At 53.5% G+C, this 18,741-nt stretch carries 18 protein-coding genes and 2 riboswitches; of the genes, 8 read left to right on the forward strand and 10 right to left on the reverse strand.

The genetic code is table 11. From position 1 onward, the window contains the following. The first annotated feature begins 342 nt into the window (after positions 1-342). From M891_RS0112965 to mtnB, 3 genes are all read left to right on the forward strand, one after another. Entirely contained in the window at positions 343-1,590 is a 1,248-nt protein-coding gene (locus M891_RS0112965; protein WP_028539138.1) for a glutamate-5-semialdehyde dehydrogenase, read from the forward strand. 52 nt (positions 1,591-1,642) lie between these two features. After that, the gene (gene proC / locus M891_RS0112970; RefSeq protein ID WP_028539139.1) at positions 1,643-2,503 is read left to right on the forward strand and encodes a pyrroline-5-carboxylate reductase; all 861 of its coding nucleotides are present in this window, start codon (positions 1,643-1,645) and stop codon (positions 2,501-2,503) included. Between the two features lie 71 nt (positions 2,504-2,574). After that, positions 2,575-3,249, forward strand: coding sequence for a methylthioribulose 1-phosphate dehydratase (gene mtnB / locus M891_RS0112975; protein WP_028539140.1), 675 nt, complete (start codon positions 2,575-2,577; stop codon positions 3,247-3,249). Between the two features lie 103 nt (positions 3,250-3,352). Here the strand turns inward: mtnB and gcvH are convergent, their stop codons facing one another. After that, positions 3,353-3,748 carry a glycine cleavage system protein GcvH gene (gene gcvH, locus M891_RS0112980; RefSeq protein ID WP_009225909.1) on the reverse strand — a complete coding sequence of 132 codons (396 nt, stop codon included), beginning with the start codon at positions 3,746-3,748 and terminating at the stop codon, positions 3,353-3,355. 245 nt (positions 3,749-3,993) lie between these two features. Then, positions 3,994-4,092, forward strand: a riboswitch (glycine riboswitch). Between the two features lie 3 nt (positions 4,093-4,095). Continuing rightward, a riboswitch (glycine riboswitch) is annotated at positions 4,096-4,204 on the forward strand. Positions 4,205-4,310: 106 nt separating this feature from the next. On the opposite strand from gcvH, the gene gcvT reads away from it, so the two are divergent. From gcvT to gcvPB, 3 genes are read left to right on the forward strand one after another with little or no spacing between them, the layout of a single operon-like run. Continuing rightward, complete coding sequence (gene gcvT / locus M891_RS0112985; protein ID WP_028539141.1) at positions 4,311-5,441, forward strand: glycine cleavage system aminomethyltransferase GcvT; 1,131 nt, start codon at positions 4,311-4,313, stop codon at positions 5,439-5,441. A 19-nt stretch (positions 5,442-5,460) separates the two neighbouring features. Continuing rightward, positions 5,461-6,825 (forward strand): aminomethyl-transferring glycine dehydrogenase subunit GcvPA, encoded by a 1,365-nt coding sequence (gene gcvPA / locus M891_RS0112990; RefSeq protein ID WP_028539142.1) that lies wholly within the window; start codon positions 5,461-5,463, stop codon positions 6,823-6,825. Next, positions 6,813-8,330: an aminomethyl-transferring glycine dehydrogenase subunit GcvPB gene (gcvPB, locus tag M891_RS0112995; protein ID WP_028539143.1), complete on the forward strand. Its 1,518-nt coding sequence runs from the start codon at positions 6,813-6,815 to the stop codon at positions 8,328-8,330. The genes gcvPA and gcvPB overlap by 13 nt, the downstream gene beginning before the upstream one ends. Positions 8,331-8,394: 64 nt before the next feature. On the opposite strand, the gene M891_RS0113000 is transcribed toward gcvPB, so the two are convergent. The 9 genes from M891_RS0113000 to M891_RS23895 form a co-directional block, all read right to left on the reverse strand. Next, a complete protein-coding gene (locus M891_RS0113000; RefSeq protein ID WP_028539144.1) occupies positions 8,395-9,243 on the reverse strand; it encodes an undecaprenyl-diphosphate phosphatase in 849 nt (282 codons plus the stop codon). Between the two features lie 15 nt (positions 9,244-9,258). Continuing rightward, positions 9,259-9,894: a DedA family protein gene (locus tag M891_RS0113005; RefSeq protein ID WP_028539145.1), complete on the reverse strand. Its 636-nt coding sequence runs from the start codon at positions 9,892-9,894 to the stop codon at positions 9,259-9,261. Between the two features lie 16 nt (positions 9,895-9,910). Beyond that, positions 9,911-11,884: an ABC transporter permease gene (locus M891_RS0113010; protein WP_028539146.1), complete on the reverse strand. Its 1,974-nt coding sequence runs from the start codon at positions 11,882-11,884 to the stop codon at positions 9,911-9,913. Then, entirely contained in the window at positions 11,859-12,629 is a 771-nt protein-coding gene (locus M891_RS0113015; protein ID WP_028539147.1) for an ABC transporter ATP-binding protein, read from the reverse strand. The genes M891_RS0113010 and M891_RS0113015 overlap by 26 nt, the downstream gene beginning before the upstream one ends. A gap of 108 nt (positions 12,630-12,737) precedes the next feature. Continuing rightward, complete coding sequence (locus tag M891_RS0113020; RefSeq protein WP_028539148.1) at positions 12,738-13,721, reverse strand: sensor histidine kinase; 984 nt, start codon at positions 13,719-13,721, stop codon at positions 12,738-12,740. Between the two features lie 4 nt (positions 13,722-13,725). After that, positions 13,726-14,421, reverse strand: a complete 696-nt coding sequence (locus M891_RS0113025; protein WP_028539149.1) for a response regulator transcription factor — start codon at positions 14,419-14,421, stop codon at positions 13,726-13,728. 116 nt (positions 14,422-14,537) lie between these two features. Further along, the gene (locus M891_RS0113030; RefSeq protein ID WP_028539150.1) at positions 14,538-15,629 is read right to left on the reverse strand and encodes a hypothetical protein; all 1,092 of its coding nucleotides are present in this window, start codon (positions 15,627-15,629) and stop codon (positions 14,538-14,540) included. Positions 15,630-15,687: 58 nt separating this feature from the next. Further along, positions 15,688-16,128, reverse strand: a complete 441-nt coding sequence (locus M891_RS24670; RefSeq protein ID WP_028539151.1) for a hypothetical protein — start codon at positions 16,126-16,128, stop codon at positions 15,688-15,690. Beyond that, the gene (locus M891_RS23895) at positions 16,125-16,589 is read right to left on the reverse strand and encodes an RNA polymerase sigma factor (protein WP_232228340.1); all 465 of its coding nucleotides are present in this window, start codon (positions 16,587-16,589) and stop codon (positions 16,125-16,127) included. Before M891_RS23895 ends, M891_RS24670 begins: the two co-directional genes overlap by 4 nt. Before the next feature lie 429 nt (positions 16,590-17,018). Here M891_RS23895 and M891_RS0113045 point away from each other — a divergent pair, with 429 nt between their 5' ends. After that, positions 17,019-18,179 (forward strand): asparaginase, encoded by a 1,161-nt coding sequence (locus M891_RS0113045; RefSeq protein ID WP_028539152.1) that lies wholly within the window; start codon positions 17,019-17,021, stop codon positions 18,177-18,179. A 131-nt stretch (positions 18,180-18,310) separates the two neighbouring features. Continuing rightward, positions 18,311-18,679, forward strand: coding sequence for a DUF423 domain-containing protein (locus tag M891_RS0113050; RefSeq protein ID WP_028539153.1), 369 nt, complete (start codon positions 18,311-18,313; stop codon positions 18,677-18,679). The last annotated feature ends 62 nt before the right edge of the window (positions 18,680-18,741 follow it).

An 18,741-nucleotide genomic window follows, 5' to 3' on the forward strand; every position in this document is an offset into this window, starting at 1 on the left:
CGCAGATCTATCACCCTCGCGTATGAGGACACACTTCGGGCCATGAGCTGCCCCGGATCTGCTAAAACCGGGCATGGGATGCCGAAGGGAACAGCCAGCGGGTAAGAAGCTCAGACGCGTACCGGAGAAACAGACTTAAGGAGTAGACGATGCTACTGGAGGCAGAAGGATTTCCCCGAATGGACCCTACGTTCCATTGTCCAGAGGCATACCGGAAAGTCCAGTCCCTGATGGAATTTTCAAAGAACAAGCTGGAAATTTGGAGGCTGTTTTCCATCCCCCGGGGGGATGGAAATGAACCTAAAAGAGCTTTTTAAAGATACTATACGAGGAGGTATACCTATGAGTGAAGTAAGAGAAAAAGCGAAGCTGGCCGGAACGGCCGTGTCAGTTCTGAATCGTCTGACAACGGCGCAAAAAAACGACGCTCTGCTGGCAGTCGCCGATGCGCTTGTTCGCAACAGCGATGCGATCCTCGCGGCCAATGAAGAGGATCTGCAGCGGGGACGGGATAACGGGACATCTTCTTCCTTATTGGATCGCCTGGCATTAACCCATGCGCGCATTGAAGGGATCGCTGAAGGACTGCGGCAAATCGTCGAGTTGCCTGACCCGGTAGGCGATGTGCTGGAAACGATCAACCGTCCGAACGGGCTGCATATCATCAAACGCCGCGTCCCGCTTGGCGTCATTGGGATCGTCTATGAAGCGCGGCCGAACGTAACGGTAGATGCCATGGGCTTATGCCTGAAGACAGGCAATGCCGTTGTGCTTCGCGGCGGCTCCTCCGCCTTGTCCTCCAACCGACAAATCGTAAAGATTATCCACGAAGCGCTTGCGGGAACGCAAGTTCCGGTTGATGCTGTTCAACTGATCGAGGATCCAAACCGCGCCTCTGTTGACGAAATGCTGAAGCTCAACGGATTGCTGGACGTCGTGATTCCGCGCGGCGGCAGCTCGCTGATCCAGACGGTCGTGCAAAATGCCACAGTTCCAGTCATCGAGACGGGTGCGGGGATCTGTCATACGTATTTGGATGCCTCAGCCGATCCTGTGATGGCGACAGAGATCGCGATGAATGCCAAAGTTCAGCGTCCTTCGGTCTGCAATTCGATGGAAACGCTGCTGGTGCATGAGGCGTTTGCCGCACAACATTTGCTTGAGCTGGCGAATCGTTTCAAGGAAGCCGGGGTTGAACTGCGGGGCGATGAGGCCGCAAGACAGCTTATCTCTTGGGCAGTACCCGCGACGGATGAGGATTATGCCACGGAGTATAACGACTATATTCTCAACGTGAAAATCGTTCGCAATCTGGACGAAGCGATGGCGCATATCGCCCGCTTCGGCACGAAGCACTCCGAGTGTATCGTGACCCAAGACAGCGCGAATGCCGAACGGTTCCAGCAAGAAGTTGATGCTGCGGCGGTGTACCATAACGCTTCCACTCGCTTCACCGACGGATTCGAGTTCGGGTTCGGAGCGGAGATCGGCATCAGCACCCAGAAGCTGCATGCCCGCGGTCCGATGGGGCTGACTGCGCTCACCTCAAGTAAATATATCATCCAGGGGAATGGACAAATCCGGCAGTAACGGGGCGTCCCCCCTTTTTTTCAACCAAAATAATAACCGGAGGTCATATCCTATGAAAACAATACCTTCTCTGTCCGCCTCCACCATCTGTTTCTATGGAGCAGGTTCGATGGCTGAAGCGATCGTACGCGGCTTGCTCCATAAGCAAGTTGCCAGCGCGGATCAAATTGTGATGCTGAATCGCTCGAACCGGGAACGGCTCGACTATTTAGCCCAAATCTACCAGGTCCAAACAGCATCTGAAGCGGACGCAAAGCAGATCTATTTGCGGGACGCATCGATTATCGTCCTGGCGATGAAGCCGAAGGATGCCGGTGAAGCTCTGGCTGGATTGGGCCCACTTCTGCGCGAGGGTCAGTTGATTGTCTCCCTGATTGCCGGTTTATCCATTTCGACGATTCAAGCGCTGCTTGGCAGCCCGGTCGCTGTCGCCCGCACGATGCCCAACACCTCCTGCTCCATCGGACAAGGTGCGACGGGAATCTCCTTCTCTCCGGAGACCACCGAGGAACAGCGCGCCCAAGTCTTGTCGATGTTTGAAGCGGTAGGGATGGTTAGCGTGATCCCAGAGGATCAAATGGAAATATTGACGGGCGTATCTGGGAGCGGACCTGCATATGTTTATTATCTGATGGAAGCGATGATTGAAGCGGGCATCGAAGGCGGATTAACGCCTGAGCAATCTCGTGATCTTACCGTACAGACGGTACTTGGCGCTGCCCTCATGATGTCAGAAACCGGCGAAGCGCCTACCAAGCTGCGTGCAGACATCACCTCGCCCAACGGTTCGACGCAAGCGGCGATCGGTGTGCTGGAAGCCGGCAGCTTTCAGCCAAACGTAAAAGCTGCGGTTCACCGGGCCGCCGAACGCTCGAAAGAAATGGGCGAAGCCGTCAAACAAGCGCTGTTGTAAGAAGCTGCAGCCGTATGGTGCAGCGATGGTCGGCACTGCGCGTAAGGCCAATAGGAAAGGGGGACGGCAGCATGAACTACGTCGATATCCCATGGGAAGAAAAACAAGCGGCGCTGGACGCCATCCAACGCCTGCGGGAGGAGTTCGCCGCCCGCGGTTGGTTTCCCGCTTCCAGCGGAAGCTTGTCGATGCGGGTCGGGCGGTATAAGCCGGACCGGTTTGTGTTTGCCATAACGGCCGACGAGACGTATTGGTCGGAGCTGTCAGCGATCCCTTCCCCTTCGGTTGGCGCGCTGTTCGTCGATGCCGCCAGCACCCCCTGCGAGCCAACGCGGCTTAAACCTTGTTCCGATGCACCGATTCACGCGAGAATCTACCGGATGACCGGCTGCGGCGCGATCGTACACGTACATACGACGTTCAACAACGTGCTCAGTGACTATTTTGCTGCGGATGGCGGCGTTCCACTCAAGGGGAACGAGCTGCTCAAAAGCTTAGAGATCTGGGAGACGCAGGCGGAGGTTCGAGTGCCAATTCTGCCGAACGCCGCTGAGCTCCCAGCCATCCTCAAGCAAATCCCAGGCAGTCTAGATACCCGTGTGCCGGCGTTGCTGCTGCAAAATCACGGGGTCTATGTCTGGGGAACCAACATCGCTGAGGCGAAGCGCCATCTGGAAGCGCTGGAGTTTATGTTTGAAGCGCTGTACCGTTCCCTGCTGTTGCCTCCCAAAGAGTATCATGCCTAAAAAACAACTCGCGACAAGCGATAAGCGGAGTGATTAAACTACCATCAGCAGCTCCCGCAATTACGCTAACCGCGAGTTTTTTACATTTGCCTAAGATCTTGCTTTATCTCTCGATAAATTCCGCATACGCCTTCGCGTCCATCAAGTTCGCCAACGCGACGTTAGCGTCCTCCTTCAATCGAATATGGACCATCCAGCCCCCATCATACGGCTCTTCATTGACGAGCTCCGGCGCGGTATCCAGCTCCCGGTTCACTGCCAGCACTGTCCCGCTGACCGGCGTAAACAAATCGGCCACCGTCTTCACGGATTCGATCGTTCCGATGCCTTCCTGCGCTTCGAATTCCTGCCCTGGCTCGGGCAGCTCCACGAATACAATGTCGCCCAGCCGATGTTGGGCGACATCGGAGATGCCGATCTTCACCGTCCCATCCCCCAAATCAAGCACCCATTCATGCTCATCGCTGTACAACACGTTTTCCCTGATCTCACTAGCCAAAGCTTGCTCCTCCTCTTTCGGATGATCTAGCGTACCTTAAACTTTGTGGAAGATTCATCTGCGTATTTCCCTCGTTCAGATTATTCCAAACCTAGCTCTCATGTCAATATTATTAACACATTTGATAGAGTCTAGTAAAATGTAAGCGTAGCCTTTTCCAGTAAACGAAATTAATTAAAATTATTATGATAACTTTATTGACATCTAGACAGATTTTGAGTATTAATGAGATGTGTAAGCTGCGGTTGATGGCAGGGGGAGAGATTACAATTACGGGATTGTAACGCCGAAGGAGCAAGCCGCGAAGCGGTGAATCTCTCAGGCAAAAGGACCTCTGCCGGACGCAACTCTGGAGAGCATTCACGTGGAGGTATCTTTTACGTGAATCACCCAAGGGGAAACCTGCGCGAGCTTCGAGCCTCCGCACAGGGTAACTCTCAGGTACAAAGGACAGAGCCTGGAAGAACCGTTAGACCTCTATGCAGGTTAGCGGGTTTTCTTTGGCCTGTCCTTTTTTGCTGTTCTCAAAATTGGCCGATCCGGCCCTTACGAGGTGATGGTAATGTCCGAATCCGCTTTGCGGCGTACGCCGCTCTATCCCGGATATGCGCGTTATGAAGGAGTCCGCTGTATCGATTTCGGCGGTTGGGAGCTGCCGGTGCAGTTCAGCGGCATCCAGAAAGAGCATGAAGCCGTGCGCGAGCGCGCCGGTCTGTTTGACGTATCGCATATGGGTGAATTTTACGTGGAGGGTCCTGAGGCAGAACGCTTCCTGCAACACATGACCACAAACGATGTAACCCTGCTTCAACCAGGGAAAGCCCAATACACCTTGCTCTGCTATCCCAATGGCGGTGTGGTGGACGATCTGTTGATCTATCATCTGGAAGAAGGCAAGTACATGCTGGTGGTCAACGCCTCGAATATTGACAAAGACTGGGACTGGCTGCAGCAGCACCTTCCCGCTGAAGGGGTAACCATGCGGAATGCCTCTGACGAGACTGCGTTGCTTGCCGTTCAAGGGCCGCTCGCCGCCTCCCTCCTCTCCCCGCTTTGCGAAGGGGAGGATCCTCGAGCGTTGCGTCCGTTCACGTTTATTCGGGAAGCTCGGATTGCCGGGATCCCCGTCTTGCTGTCCAGAACCGGGTATACCGGTGAGGATGGGTTCGAGTTGTATGTCGCGGCCAAGCAGGCCCAAGCGCTTTGGGACGTTGTGATGAAAGCCGGGGAGAGCCAGGGCCTTCTCCCGGCCGGGCTGGGCGCCAGAGATACGTTGCGCTTTGAAGCTTGCCTGCCGCTGTATGGTCAGGAGCTGGGCCCTGAGATTACCCCGCTCGAAGCCGGCTTAAACCGATTCGTGAAGCTGGAAAATGACGACTTCATCGGCCGCGATGCGTTGATCAAGCAGCGGGATCAAGGCCTTCCTCGCCGGCTCGTTGGCCTGGAGATGATCGACCGCGGGATTCCGCGCACCCATTACCCGGTATTTGCCGAAGGCTCAGAGGAACCGATCGGAGAAGTGACGACAGGTACGCAATCGCCTACGCTGAAAAGAAATCTCGGAATGGCGATCCTTGCCACCCGTTATGCCGCCCCGGACACGATCGTAGAGGTCGACATCCGTGGCAAGCGGCTGCAGGCCAAGGTCGTCCCGTTGCCGTTCTATCGCCGAAACCCTGCCGCCAAGCAGTGAAAGGAGAACAGGAAATCAGATGCTTAAACATCGCTATTTACCATTAACCGAACAAGATCAAGCGGAGATGCTGCAAACGATCGGCGTAAGCTCCGTCCAGGAACTGTTCAAGGACATCCCGGAGAACCTTCGCTATCAAGGGGAACTCCCGGTATCTCCCCGCCTTGACGAATACGCGCTGACCCGGCACTTATCCGAACTGGCCGGGCGCAACGCCGACACCGATCGGTATACCAGCTTTCTAGGTGCCGGAATTTATGATCATCACATCCCTTCCGTCATTCAGCACGTCGTATCCCGATCGGAATTTTATACCGCGTACACACCGTATCAACCGGAAATCAGTCAAGGCGAACTGCAGGCGATATTTGAATTCCAATCGTACATCTGCGAACTGACTGGCCTTAAGGTCGCTAATGCGAGCATGTACGACGGAGCCACCGCTTTAGCGGAAGCTGGCAACCTAGCCGCAGCGGCTACCAGACGCAAACAGCTGGTCGTCTCCCGCACCGTCCATCCGGAAGCACGCGAGGTGCTCGCCACTTACGCCCACGGCTTGAATCTGGAGATCGTTGAGGTGGGTTGGGAACAAGGTGTGACCGATCGCGAGGCACTTACTGCGGCCATCACTAAGGACACCGCAGCTGTCTTGATCCAAAACCCGAATTTCTTTGGCTCCCTGGAAGATCTTCGAGCCATTGGCGAACTAGCTCATGCCCAAGGGAGCTTGCTGATCGTCAGCAGTAATCCGCTCGCTCTGGGCCTGCTGGAAGCGCCAGGGAAGCTTGGTGCCGATATCGTCGTTGGTGACGCCCAGCCTCTGGGGCTGGCTCCCTCCTTTGGCGGTCCAACCTGCGGCTTCTTCGCTGTATCGGAAACGTATATGCGCAGGATCCCTGGCCGGATCGTTGGGCAGACCACCGATCGCAACGGCAAGCGCGGGTTCGTCCTGACCCTGCAAGCTCGTGAGCAGCATATTCGCCGCGAGAAAGCGACCTCCAACATCTGCTCCAACCAAGCGTTGCTTGCTTTGGCTGCCTCCGTTTACTTATCCGTGATGGGTAAGCAAGGCATGGCTGAAGTGGCAGAGCTGAATTTGCAGAAAAGCCATTATGCCAAACAGGTGTTCACTGCTATCCCTGGCGTAAGCGCCGCTTTTGAGTCACCGTTCTTCAACGAGTTTGTGCTTCAGTTGCCGGAGGGGACTGATCTGACCAAACTGCAGCGGGATCTGCTTGCCGCCGGATTTATCGGCGGGTACGATCTAGGACGCAGCTATCCTGAACTCGCCGGCCATCTGCTGGTCGCCGTGACGGAGAAGCGCAGCAAAACGGAAATTGACCAATTCGCCCGCATACTGGAGGAATCAATATGCTCGAAATAAAAGAGACGACGAGATCTGATGAATTGTTGATATTTGAGCGCAGCCGCCCTGGGCGGATTGGCTATTCTCTGCCGGAATGCGACGTTCCAACCACCCCGAAGGAAGAGCTCATCCCCCAGAGCATGCTGCGGAGCGAAGGCCTCGCTTTTCCCGAAGTTTATGAAGTGGACGTGATTCGGCATTATACCGCGTTGTCCCGCCGGAATTTCGGGGTAGACAACGGCTTCTATCCGCTGGGCTCCTGTACGATGAAGTACAACCCGAAGGTCAATGAAGATGTTGCACGTTACCCAGGTCTGTCGAAAATCCATCCTTATCAACCGGAGGAAAGTGTTCAAGGGGCACTTGAACTGATGTACCGCCTGCAGCAGGATTTAGCCGGACTCACCGGCATGGATGCCGTGACACTGCAACCGGCGGCCGGAGCCCACGGGGAATGGACCGGCCTGATGATGATCCGCGCTTACCACGAAAGCCGCGGCGAGAAACGCACCAAGGTGATCGTGCCGGACTCTTCGCACGGCACGAACCCAGCCAGCGCCTCGGTCGCCGGCTTCGAGACGGTGACCATTCCGTCCACCAAGCGCGGCATGGTGGACCTGGACGCGCTGCGCGCCGCCGTTGGCGAGGACACGGCGGCGCTGATGCTCACCAACCCGAACACGCTGGGCTTGTTCGAGGAACAGATCCTGGAGATCGCCGACATCGTGCACGGAGCCGGCGGATTGCTGTATTATGACGGCGCGAACTCCAACGCCATCATGGGGATCGCCCGCCCTGGCGATATGGGCTTTGACGTCGTGCATCTCAACCTGCACAAAACGATGAGCACCCCGCATGGCGGCGGTGGTCCGGGCGCCGGTCCAGTTGGCGTCAAGGAGCGGCTCATACCGTTTCTGCCTGAACCCCGAATCGTAAAGGACGAATCCGGGCGGTACGCCATCCGCGGTGCTCGCTCCGAAGAGGCCGCTGGCGGCGCTGAGAGTGGATCGGCCAGCTCGATCGGCCGAGTGAAAGCTTTTTACGGTAACTTTGGCATCCTGGTTCGCGCATATGCTTATATCCGCAGCTTAGGCCCTGATGGACTCCGCCAAGTCTCGGAAAATGCCGTGTTAAACGCCAACTATATGATGAAACGCTTGGCGCCTTATTACGAGTTGCCGTACCCGGATCAACCATGCAAGCACGAATTCGTCATGTCCGGCAGCGGGCTGGCGAAGTACGGCATCCGCACGCTGGACGTCGCCAAGCGGCTGCTCGATTTCGGTTATCATCCGCCAACCATCTACTTCCCGCTGAACGTAGAGGAATGTATCATGATTGAACCGACGGAAACCGAAAGTAAGGAAACGCTGGACGGCTTTATTGACGTGATGATCGCCATCGCCAAGGAAGCCGAAACGAATCCGGAAATGTTACGGAACGCTCCGTACACCACTCCGGTGACGCGTCTGGACGAAACTGGCGCCGCCCGGAAGCCAGTATTGAACTGCGCTTGCGGCTAAGATCATGCAAGCAAAAAGAGATGCTGCTTAAATAGCAGCATCTCTTCTTTGTTCCATCAATAAATTAGAAATAAACCACCCAGATCACAAGCGCCAGCAAAATGCGATATACCGCAAACGGCACCAGCTTGATGCGGTCGATTAGCTTCAAGAAGAATCGGATCGCCAACAATGCAAACACGAAAGCACTGATAAATCCAACAATAAAGAACGGCAGTGCATCGATCGTGAAATATTCCAGGTTCTTCATCAGGGAGATCAAGCTGGCCCCAGCCATGATCGGAACGGCCATGATAAAGGTGAAGTCAGCCGCGGCCCGGTGGCTCAAACCTAGCAGCACCCCGCCGGAAATCGTCGAACCCGAACGGGAGAAGCCCGGCCAGATCGACAGACATTGGAACAACCCAATGCCGAGCGCCTGCTTGTACGTAATTTGGTCAACAGTATCCACACTTGCGCGCTTGGGCGCAAACCGGTCGGCAGCGATCATCAGCAGCGCTCCGATCACCAGGCCAATTAACACGGTTGCGGTGGAGAATAGATGCTCATCAATAAAATCCTCAAATAACACACCAAGAATCCCGGCAGGAATCAACCCTACGATCACCTGCATCAGCTTCAACCGCGGTCCGCTCTGTCTGGCCGCTTCCCCTTTGGCCTTCGGCATCCAGCGCGACAGCCCCAGCAAATCGATAAATCGGTTGCGGAACACGACCAAGACCGCCAAAATCGAGCCGAGTTGGATCACGACTTTAAACGTGTTCGCCACATACTTTGAACCGAGCAGCTCCTCGGTTTTCAGCCACATATCATCCACAATGATCATATGTCCCGTGGAGGACACCGGCGCAAACTCCGTAAGTCCCTCCACCAGGCCAAGAATAATAGCTTTCATGAGTTCCAACAAGTTCATTTCGTAGGTTTCTCCTTATCTCTCTGTTTTGATGTTGTCGCGAAGCTCCTTCTTTCTCCGACGCAGCCAGAGGAAGCCCACCAACAATACTCCTAAAGCGATCATAGCATAGGCGATGTTAGAATACACGTCCATAAAGGCGACGATCTCTGCCCAGGAACCTCCTACCGCCGCTCCAAGCAAGACGAGCGCCACGTTCCAAATCAGCGTCCCGATCGTGGTAAACAGCAGGAACAGGCCAAATTTCATTTTCGACATGCCGGCCGGAATCGAGATCAAGCTGCGAATCAGCGGAACCATCCGGCAGAACAGTACCGTCCAATAGCCATATCGATCAAACCAGGCATCCGCGCGGCGGACATCTTCTTTTTTCAGGCGCAGGAACCGACCGTAACGATCGATCCACCCTTCCAATCGGTCAACGTTCACCAAATACCCGATCCCATACAAGATCACGGCGCCAAACACCGAACCAAGCGTCGAGAAGACGATCACCCCTGACGGTGTTAAGCTCGTATAGGTGGTCATAAAGCCACCAAAGGTTAAGATTACTTCCGACGGAATCGGGGGAAATACGTTTTCCAAGGCAATCAGCAGGAAGACGCCAAAATAGCCAAACCTCTCCATAAAGTCTGTAATCCAGTTCTCCACGTTGTACCTCCCGTATTTAGCGAATCGCTTTTTTGACGTTGCGTAAGTAACGGGCCTGAATAAAGAAGAAGTAAACGACTTGCACCAGCAAAAAGCTAGCCAAGATCAACACGGTTTGCCAAGCGACCGAAAAGTTAAACAAGCTTTGCATGGCCTTAAACGCAAACAGGCTATGGACGATGGCCAGCGCGATCGGCACGAAGAACAACACCCCAACCTGGCGAGTAATGATTCGCGCAAGTTCTTTATCCGTGAGGCCCAGCTTCGACAACGCCCCATACTGCCGCCGATCATATGCCAAATCACTGTACAACCGAAAATACAGAAAGCTCCCCGCTGCGATAAAAAAGACAGTGCCCACCAGTAAAGCGAAAAACAGCAAGGCTCGGTACGTTGTGCGCTGCACTTCCGCCAAGGTGCCGCTGACGGTCATGGCGTAAGGCCGGTCCGACTCGTAGCTGACTCTCCCGTTGTCGGTCAGCTCCGCCGCCAGGCCGCGGGTAGATTCCAGAGCATCCACGTAAAACCCGGTAAACCGGTCCATCCCCAACCCTTCGCCCTCCTCTGCCGAAGCCGCCTTAAGCCGCTCCAGCAAGGGATCGCTGACCACCAGCCCGGAAAACGAACCCTCCCGATCATCGCCAGTCGTAGGTGTTAGATTCTCGGGCAGGGCGACATGCTGACTAATGCCGATCTCGTGGACCGTAAGCTCCGGTGCACCCGCAAAGGTGTAGGAGACCGGCTTGCGCTGCAGGAGTTGCGGTCTCTCCCGCTCCGAACCAAGCAGCAGTAGCGCCTCTCCGTCTTTCGGCGAACTCTCGGACACTGCGATCCCCGCCGCCTCCAGCAACCGTTTATAATCCGTGAACGAGATCAGCGGCAGCCGATCCAGCGTGTTGGAAGAGCTTGAAGATACCACTTCCGCGAGAATGATAGGCAGGCTTAGTGTACGGTACGCAATTCCGCGTGACCCAAGCTCACTTCGAATCGCCTCCAGATGCTCATCCTCTGCTTCGCTATCTCCTTTGGCCACATAGGCGATGTCCACCGGATAATCCTGTTCAAATTGATCCGCGAGCCGATTGACCGAGGCGAAGGCGCCTACCGCGCAGAACGTGACTGTCGAAATGATCGTCACAAGAAAGAACATCCGGGCATTCTCTTTCATTCGGTAAGCGAGACTGGATACGGTAATCAAGTTTGTTTTATTCCAATAATAATCGAGTTGCCGTTTGATCCGTTGAATCAGAAACACACTTAGCTGCGTGTAGAAGAAATACGTACCCGCTATCGTCATCGCTGTCACCGGCAGCATACGGGTCAGCACGTTGGACGCCGTAGCTGTAGCCGCCAGCCCATAGCTGATACCAAGCAACCCTGCCCCCAGCAACGATAAAATCAGGGAAGCCTGCGGCGGAGAGGCGGGCTTCATCTCGGCCTGGAACAACTCAATCAACCGGTGCGAACCCAGCAGCATGGTCGTACAAAGCGAAATGATCAGAAACAACAGCGAGAACGCCCCTAATGTCAGCAACAAACCTTGCCAAGGCACATGAAAGGATAGCTGTGGAACACCGAGCAGATTGGAGCCTGCCATCAGAAACAGCTTGGCCAGCAGAAGTCCCCCGCCAATTCCACACACCAGCGCCCCTGCACCAATCAACAGATGCTCCAGGAAGACGAGGTTGCGCAATTGCTTCTCGGTCATGCCGTGCAGCAGCAAGATCCCAAACTCGCGCTTGCGCGAGCGTAGAAAAGACCCCACGGAGTAAATCACGAAGAAGAATACAAACACGTACATGATCACTTCGGCGGACCAGAGCACTAACACAGCTGAACGATACATCACTTCTTGCTGAAGGCCGGGATGAAACAGAAACAAAGCGCAGACGAAAAAGATCATTACCGAAAACGCGCTACTCAGAAAATAAGCAGCGTACGTTCGTTTGTTCCGCAGGACATTGTTATAGGCGAATTGACGAAAGGTCATGACTGTCCCCTCCCAGCAGCGACATCATGTCGATGATTTTCTGGAAGAAGGCCTGCCGATTGTCCCCGCGATACATTTCGTTGTACAGCTTCCCATCTTTGATGAAAATGACCCGATGGCAATAACTCGCCGCCAGCGCATCATGTGTGACCATCAGAATCGTCGCCCGATGCGATTCATTCATGGCAGCGAACGCCTCCATCACATCTCGGGAAGCATTCGAGTCCAGGTTGCCTGTCGGCTCATCGGCCAAGATCAGCGAAGGCTGATGGATCATCGCGCGGGCAATCGCTGTCCGCTGCATTTGCCCGCCCGACAGTTCATAAGCATATTTGGACAGGATTCCCTCGATCCCAAGTCGCCGCGCCATCTCTAGCGCCTTGGCTTTCATGACCGGGACAGAAACCCCATCCAACGTTAAGGGCAATACGATGTTCTCCTCCACCGTCAGCGTGTCCAGCAGGTTGAAATGCTGAAAAATAAACCCCAGCTCCCGCCTCCGGAACAACGCCGTCTGCTCCCGATTCATCCGTTGCGGGTCCTGCCCCTGCAAAGTAACCGTCCCCGAAGTGGGTTCGTCGATGGTGGCGATAACGTTAAGCAGCGTTGTTTTGCCGCTGCCGGACGGCCCCATGATGCCAACGAACTCTCCTTCCTGGATTCGGAAACTTACACCATCCAAGGCTTTGGTCGCAATTTTCCCTTCATAGATTTTCGTTAACGCCGATACTTCCAATACCGCCATGCTGATCTAGCGCTCCTTCTTATTCAGTCCATCTATCTCGATTATAGGAAAGCTGTCAGCCTGCGCTCCATCGCTTAACCTTACAGTTACCTTACTCCCTTGTAAGCTTTACGGGTTCGGTTGAAAGATAATCCGCACGGTCGTCCCTGCACCGTACTGCGATTCCAGCTCCAGACGATGCCCTAGCTTCGTACAGATTTCCTTCGCTAAGTACAACCCCATCCCGGTGGATTCCGGAAAGCTCCGACCGTTGTCTCCCGTAAAATAAGCGTCGAATACCCGCGGCAGATCACTGGCTGGAATCCCTATGCCTTCATCCTCAATCTCCAGCACCGTCTCACGTCCGCGTACAAAGCCGTGGAAATACAGATTCGCCCGTTCCTTCACGGTATATTTTACAGCATTAGTGATCAGCTGCGTCACCACGAATGACAGCCATTTCTCATCCGTAGTAACCTGAAGTCCCTCAGGAATTTCGATCATGGGATAAACCTTACGCCGGATGAACAATCTTTTCTGGGCTGACGTCACGGAACGTACCAAGACCGCCAAATCGAGTGTTTCGGCCACAAAATCATGCTCAAACGTATCCAACCGAGCTGTATAAAGCACCATTTCCAATCCTTTGCGCAACCGATCCAGCTCATCGGCAATTGCCACAGACTGAGTGTCATCTTCATGCTGCACCATCAGATGGATGACGGACAACGGCGTTTTCATTTGATGCACCCATTGATTGATAAAATGGCGATGCCCCTCGATCTTGCTCTGCTGCTCGCCGATTTCCTGCAAGTACAGACGATATTGCGCCTTCAAGAAGCGCTGCAGGGAGTCGGCCAGCGGCGAGCCCGGCTTCATTTCGGCAAAGGAGCGCAGCGAATCGGGCATCTGCTCCAGCAAGCGGTAGAACGAGCGGTTGGTCCAATAACGGACGATGAGAAAGATAGCCAAGATGCACGTGCTCAGGAGCGCCCCGTATACACTGATCGCCGCATGGCGGTAACCGTCAAGCCAGTACACCAAAGTCAATACAGCGAGTTGCAGCAAATACACGATAATATACGGACGTTGATCCCGCCAAAATAAACGCATGGGCTCACTCCCCCCAAAGAGGCACGAGCCGATAACCTTGACCTCGAACAGTTTGCAGCGCATTATCAATCCCGAGAGCGGACAGCTTCTTTCGCACCCGAGTCACGTAAACGTTAAGCGTATTGTCGTCGACAAACGCCTGGTCATCCCAAATCTTCTCCAGCAGTCGGTCCCGGCTGACCACCTGCTCGATTTTACTCATCAACTCGTCCAAAATTTTAACCTCGGTTAAGCTCAGCTCAATTCGTTGATCCCGCAAGCTGAGGGACAGGCGGTCCCGGTCCAACCGCAGCCCGGCGACCGTTACCGTACGGTCATCTCCACTCCCGGCATAAGTTCCATAGGCGCGGCGCAGCTGGCTTTTGATTTTGGCAATCACGATATCGTAATCAAACGGTTTGGTGATATAATCGTCAGCTCCATTTTCCAAGGCCATCACCTGATCCATCTTTCCTTCACGCGCCGACAAGAACACGATTGGACAGGTCGATAAGTTGCGGATCTGGCGACACCAATAGTAGCCGTCGTATTTCGGCAGGTTGACGTCCAGCAGCACAAGATGCGGAGCGTAGCGCTCAAACTCGGTTTTCACTTCGCTGAAGTCCGAGGCCGCCAACGTTTCGTAGCCAAACCGTTGTAAATATTGCTCCAGCAGCTCCACAAGCGGCTTGTCATCTTCCACAATAAAGATTTTGAACATCGTGTTTCTCCTTTTCTAGCAATCCCACTCCCTGCATTGTAGCAAATAATCCCCCCAGAAATAAAATAGAGAGGCTTAGCCGTGAAGCTGTCACCTCTCTTAACCGCATCAATGTGTTAGATTTCCTCGTCGCTCCAGAACACATCCCGCCGTTTCGGCCGGGCAAGCAGCTTGATTCCCCCGCCGATCAGCAAGACGGCGACGATCGTCGGACGGAGGTATTTTTCAATTCGATAGTAGATATGAAGCTCGGGGAAATTAGCATCTAGTACTGGAATGATCAGTTCCATCCCCACGAAATAAATTCCTAGCAGAATCAACGCAATGCCCAGCCAATGCTGGTATTCACCGCGGGTTTCCAGCAGCGGTTGATCCTCCATAGGTAAAATTCCGTAGCGGCTCGTCTGCTGCAGGCCGTCGAAGAAACAATAAAACCAGATGATCGGGAGGATGAACAAAAACACCGATAACCGAAACACATCAATGATATAGAAGCTGCCCAGGAACAGGACCATCATTTGCAGGCCGCGTTTCTGCAACCCGAGGTACATTTGACCTGCCCCGGGAAATGCGGATAACAATGTCGCCAGCACTTTGCTGCGCCGACCTTCTATTCTTCCGGCTTCCCAGTCGTCAAAGGGGGTTCGGTCAACCAACGGCTCGCCCGCTAATTTCCGGTGCACGAGCTGCACCGCATCGAACATGCTGTACAGCCAAATGATCGGCAGCAGACCAAGGAACAGCAGAAACACGGAATCATGTGTAAGGCCAGATACAAAAAACATCATCGTGATCAAGCCAAAAAAGGCGATCAAAAACGAAAGCCCGCGCTGCATAAGTCCAAGTTGAAAATGACCCAGACCGGGTACAAACGACAGCAAGATGGTAAAGAATTTCTCCGACTCTCTTCCTTCGCCGGTCATCTGACGAACATGCTCCCGGTAAGCCCGTTCCTCCGGCGATTCGCGAAGCATCGTGATCAACAGGTCAAACATCGAGATCAACCAGAGAATAATGGACGCGACCAAGGTGAACATGGCCATCTCCCCGCTGTCCGCAGCCATTGCTACAACCAATCCAAACAAAATTCCGCCAAAAAACAGGATCGGATAGGTGATCCCTCTTCCTTTTTTGCCCCAATAGAGATGTCCCAGACCAGGGATAAAATTTAACAGTAAAGCTAACAGTCGATTTCGCTCATACGGCATATGCTTTCTTCCTTTCCTCTATCATCGCTTCATACCATTCCTATAGAAAATGAATTTGTTATCGTTGCCAGCTGTCAAGCCAGCTGGTTGTTGCCTTCATCATCCGCTCGCTCAGAGAGGATGAGTTCGGACGTTGGATCAGTTGATTGCTTTTTAACGCGATATGATCAAAAACACCGCTTCCCAGCAGCAATGCGGTCAAAGTTGCCGCAATCACATAGTGCAGCAACGGATGACGACTCCAGGCTCTGCGGCTGCCGGTGCGCGCCTTCCTCTCCCTTGCACACGGAAGCTTTTCTATGATCGATTGCCGATAGGCTGCCTCATCTATCGGTCCCGGAAGCTCGCGTTCCACGGAGGATAGTACAGCCGCATAACCAGCAAAGACCGCCTCATCCCCTTGCAGTAAGGCTTCCAAGCGTGACTCCGTGTTCGCATCCAGTTCGCCGCTAATATAACTGCGCCATAGCGCTAAATCCTCTGGCTTATGTTGGCTCATCCCCATTCCTCCCTTGACCAGTGCTCACGAATATAGGCCCTCGCCCGGTATAGCTTCGATTCTATTGTTTTCACCGCTACACCTAACTCTGCGGCGATTTGATCATGACTTTTGCCTTCCAGATAAAATTTCGTAACGATCTGACGATGCCCCGCCGGAAGCGCGGCAATTCTTCGACGGACCTCCACAGTCCGCTCAGCATGGAGTAAACCAAACAGATTACCTTCATCCGAATCCGTTGCGTGCAGGTCCAGATCCGCCGGGTCCCAATGCTCTTCCTTGCGCCGGTCCCGCTTCCGCTTGATGTCAATCGACTTGTTAACGGCGATCCGGGTCAACCAGGTTTTAAGACCTTGAGAGCGATACTCCGGGAGAGATTTATAGATTTGCAGGAAGGTTTCCTGGGCAGCATCCTCCGCTTCCTTGGCATCATGCAGCACCGAGTAGGCTACTCGATACACATAGGTCCCATATTCCTGGATCAACCAAGGAAAGACGCTGTGATCTCCCTTCTGAAATCTTAGAACAAACGATCTTTCATCAATAACTCTCCCCTCCTCCCATCATATTGACGACGGTTGTCCGCCCTGCCCCTGCATACTAATTGAAAAAACGTTTGAACCCGCAAAAGTGCTACAAAACTACCCAAAAAATTGTTTATGTCATAAATGTTTACATTAAATTCAACTATTTAAATATTTTAAAACTGACTTAAAAATCGTTCTACAAATCGTTAGAGCTTGATAACTAAAGGTTTAAGCGCTTTATTCGCCATTTAACCTGTTTGTCAATATACATGACATCAAACTATAATTTCTCTCAAGTTAACAACCGTTGTGGCAGTTTTTATTACATAACGTTAACTTAATAACATCTTGGAGGTTGATGGAATGAAGAAGTGGACATCCCGAAGTTTAAAGACCTTATTAGTTACCGGCCTCGCCGTGACTGCACTGCTCCCCAATTTATATCTCGCGCCAGCTTCTGCAGCCGAAACGGTGACAGGTACCGTTACCGCGACCGAAGTTGTCAAGAAACTGCCGAAAGTGCAGGTCATCGCCACCGGCGGCACACTTGCCGGGCAATCCACGGATGAAACGAGCTTCCAAACCTATCGAGCCGGCTCGCTGCCAATTGCCGATCTCGTAGCCTCCCTCCCCAATAAAGACCAAATCGCCGATGTCTCTACATATCAATTCGGCAACTCTGGCTCCAGCGCCTATACGATTGAGCAATTATACGATCTTTCCTTGAAAGTTGACGAAGCCCTCAAAACCCAAGACGGGGTTGTGGTAACAACCGGTACGGATACGATGGAAGAAATCGCCTACTTCCTGGATTTGACCGTGCGCAGCCCCAAACCGGTCGTTGTTACAGGTTCCATGCGACCTTGGACGGTCATCGGGACGGATGCGCCAGCTAACCTTTATAACGCTATTAAGTTGGCGGCGAGCGGAAAGACGAAATATTTCGGCACCGTCGTCATGCTGAACGACGAGTTCCATGCCGCCCGTGAGGTTACGAAAACGAACTCCTATCGGACCGATACGTTCGTAACGCCGGAAATTGGAGCACTTGGTTATATCGACGAAAAAACGATCCGCGTTTACCGCGCACCGTTCCGTGCTCTAAAATCGGCTGCAGATTGGGCAACACCGTTTGATCTGAGCAAAATCAGTAAAAAGGACTTGGCGAAGGTCGAAATCGCCTACTCCTATCAAGATGCCGGTGCTGGTGCGATCAGCGGATTTGTCGCCAACGGAGCCAAAGGCATCGTTACGGCTGGCACCGGAGCAGGTGGGATCTCCAAGGCAATGACCGAAGAGCGTAAAGCCGCTATCGAGAAAGGCGTTGTGTTCGTCACTACGACCCGGACCGGATCAGGCAGCAACTATTCCAGCGGTGAAGGGATTATCGCCGGTGACAACCTGAACGCCGCCCATGCTCGCATTCTCTTGCTGCTCTGCTTGTCCTTCTCGAAGGACTTCGATACCGTGAAGAACTGGTTTACGACCGTCGGGTATGGCCAAATTGAGCTCCCGGCAAAGTAAGGAAATTGAATAACTCTACCTCCCCATTCAAATATTTGGCAGCGCGGTTCTTAACGAACGCGCTGCTTTTTTTACTTGGATTGACGAGCCTAAGGGGAATCGGTAAGATTTGGAGGGAGGTGTTATCTACCATGACCTTACTGCTTACTCTGGGTGGAATTCTGATGTTTCTTGCGGTTGGGCTCGGCGCCTTCGGCGCGCACGCCCTCAAAGACCGCTTAACCGAAGATCGGCAAAAAACGTATCAAACGGGCATCCAATACCATATTGCCCACGGAATCGGACTCCTTCTGCTGGGTCTTACCTCAGCACAACTCGAGAGCGAATCGCTCATCGTCCTCGCCGGCTGGTTCCTGCTTGCCGGTATCATTCTATTCTCCGGCAGCCTGTATGCCTTGAGCTTGACCGGCATCCGCAAGCTAGGCGCCATTACGCCGTTAGGCGGCGTCAGTTTCCTCGCGGGTTGGGTGATCTTTGTGATTGCGGTGATCCAAGGCTAAGTACGATCTTACACAAAAAAGAGTGCCTCTTCCATTGAGAGGCACTCTTTTTATTTTATTGA

The organism is Paenibacillus sp. J14 (genome assembly GCF_000518465.1).
Lineage (GTDB): Bacteria > Bacillota > Bacilli > Paenibacillales > Paenibacillaceae > Fontibacillus > Fontibacillus barengoltzii.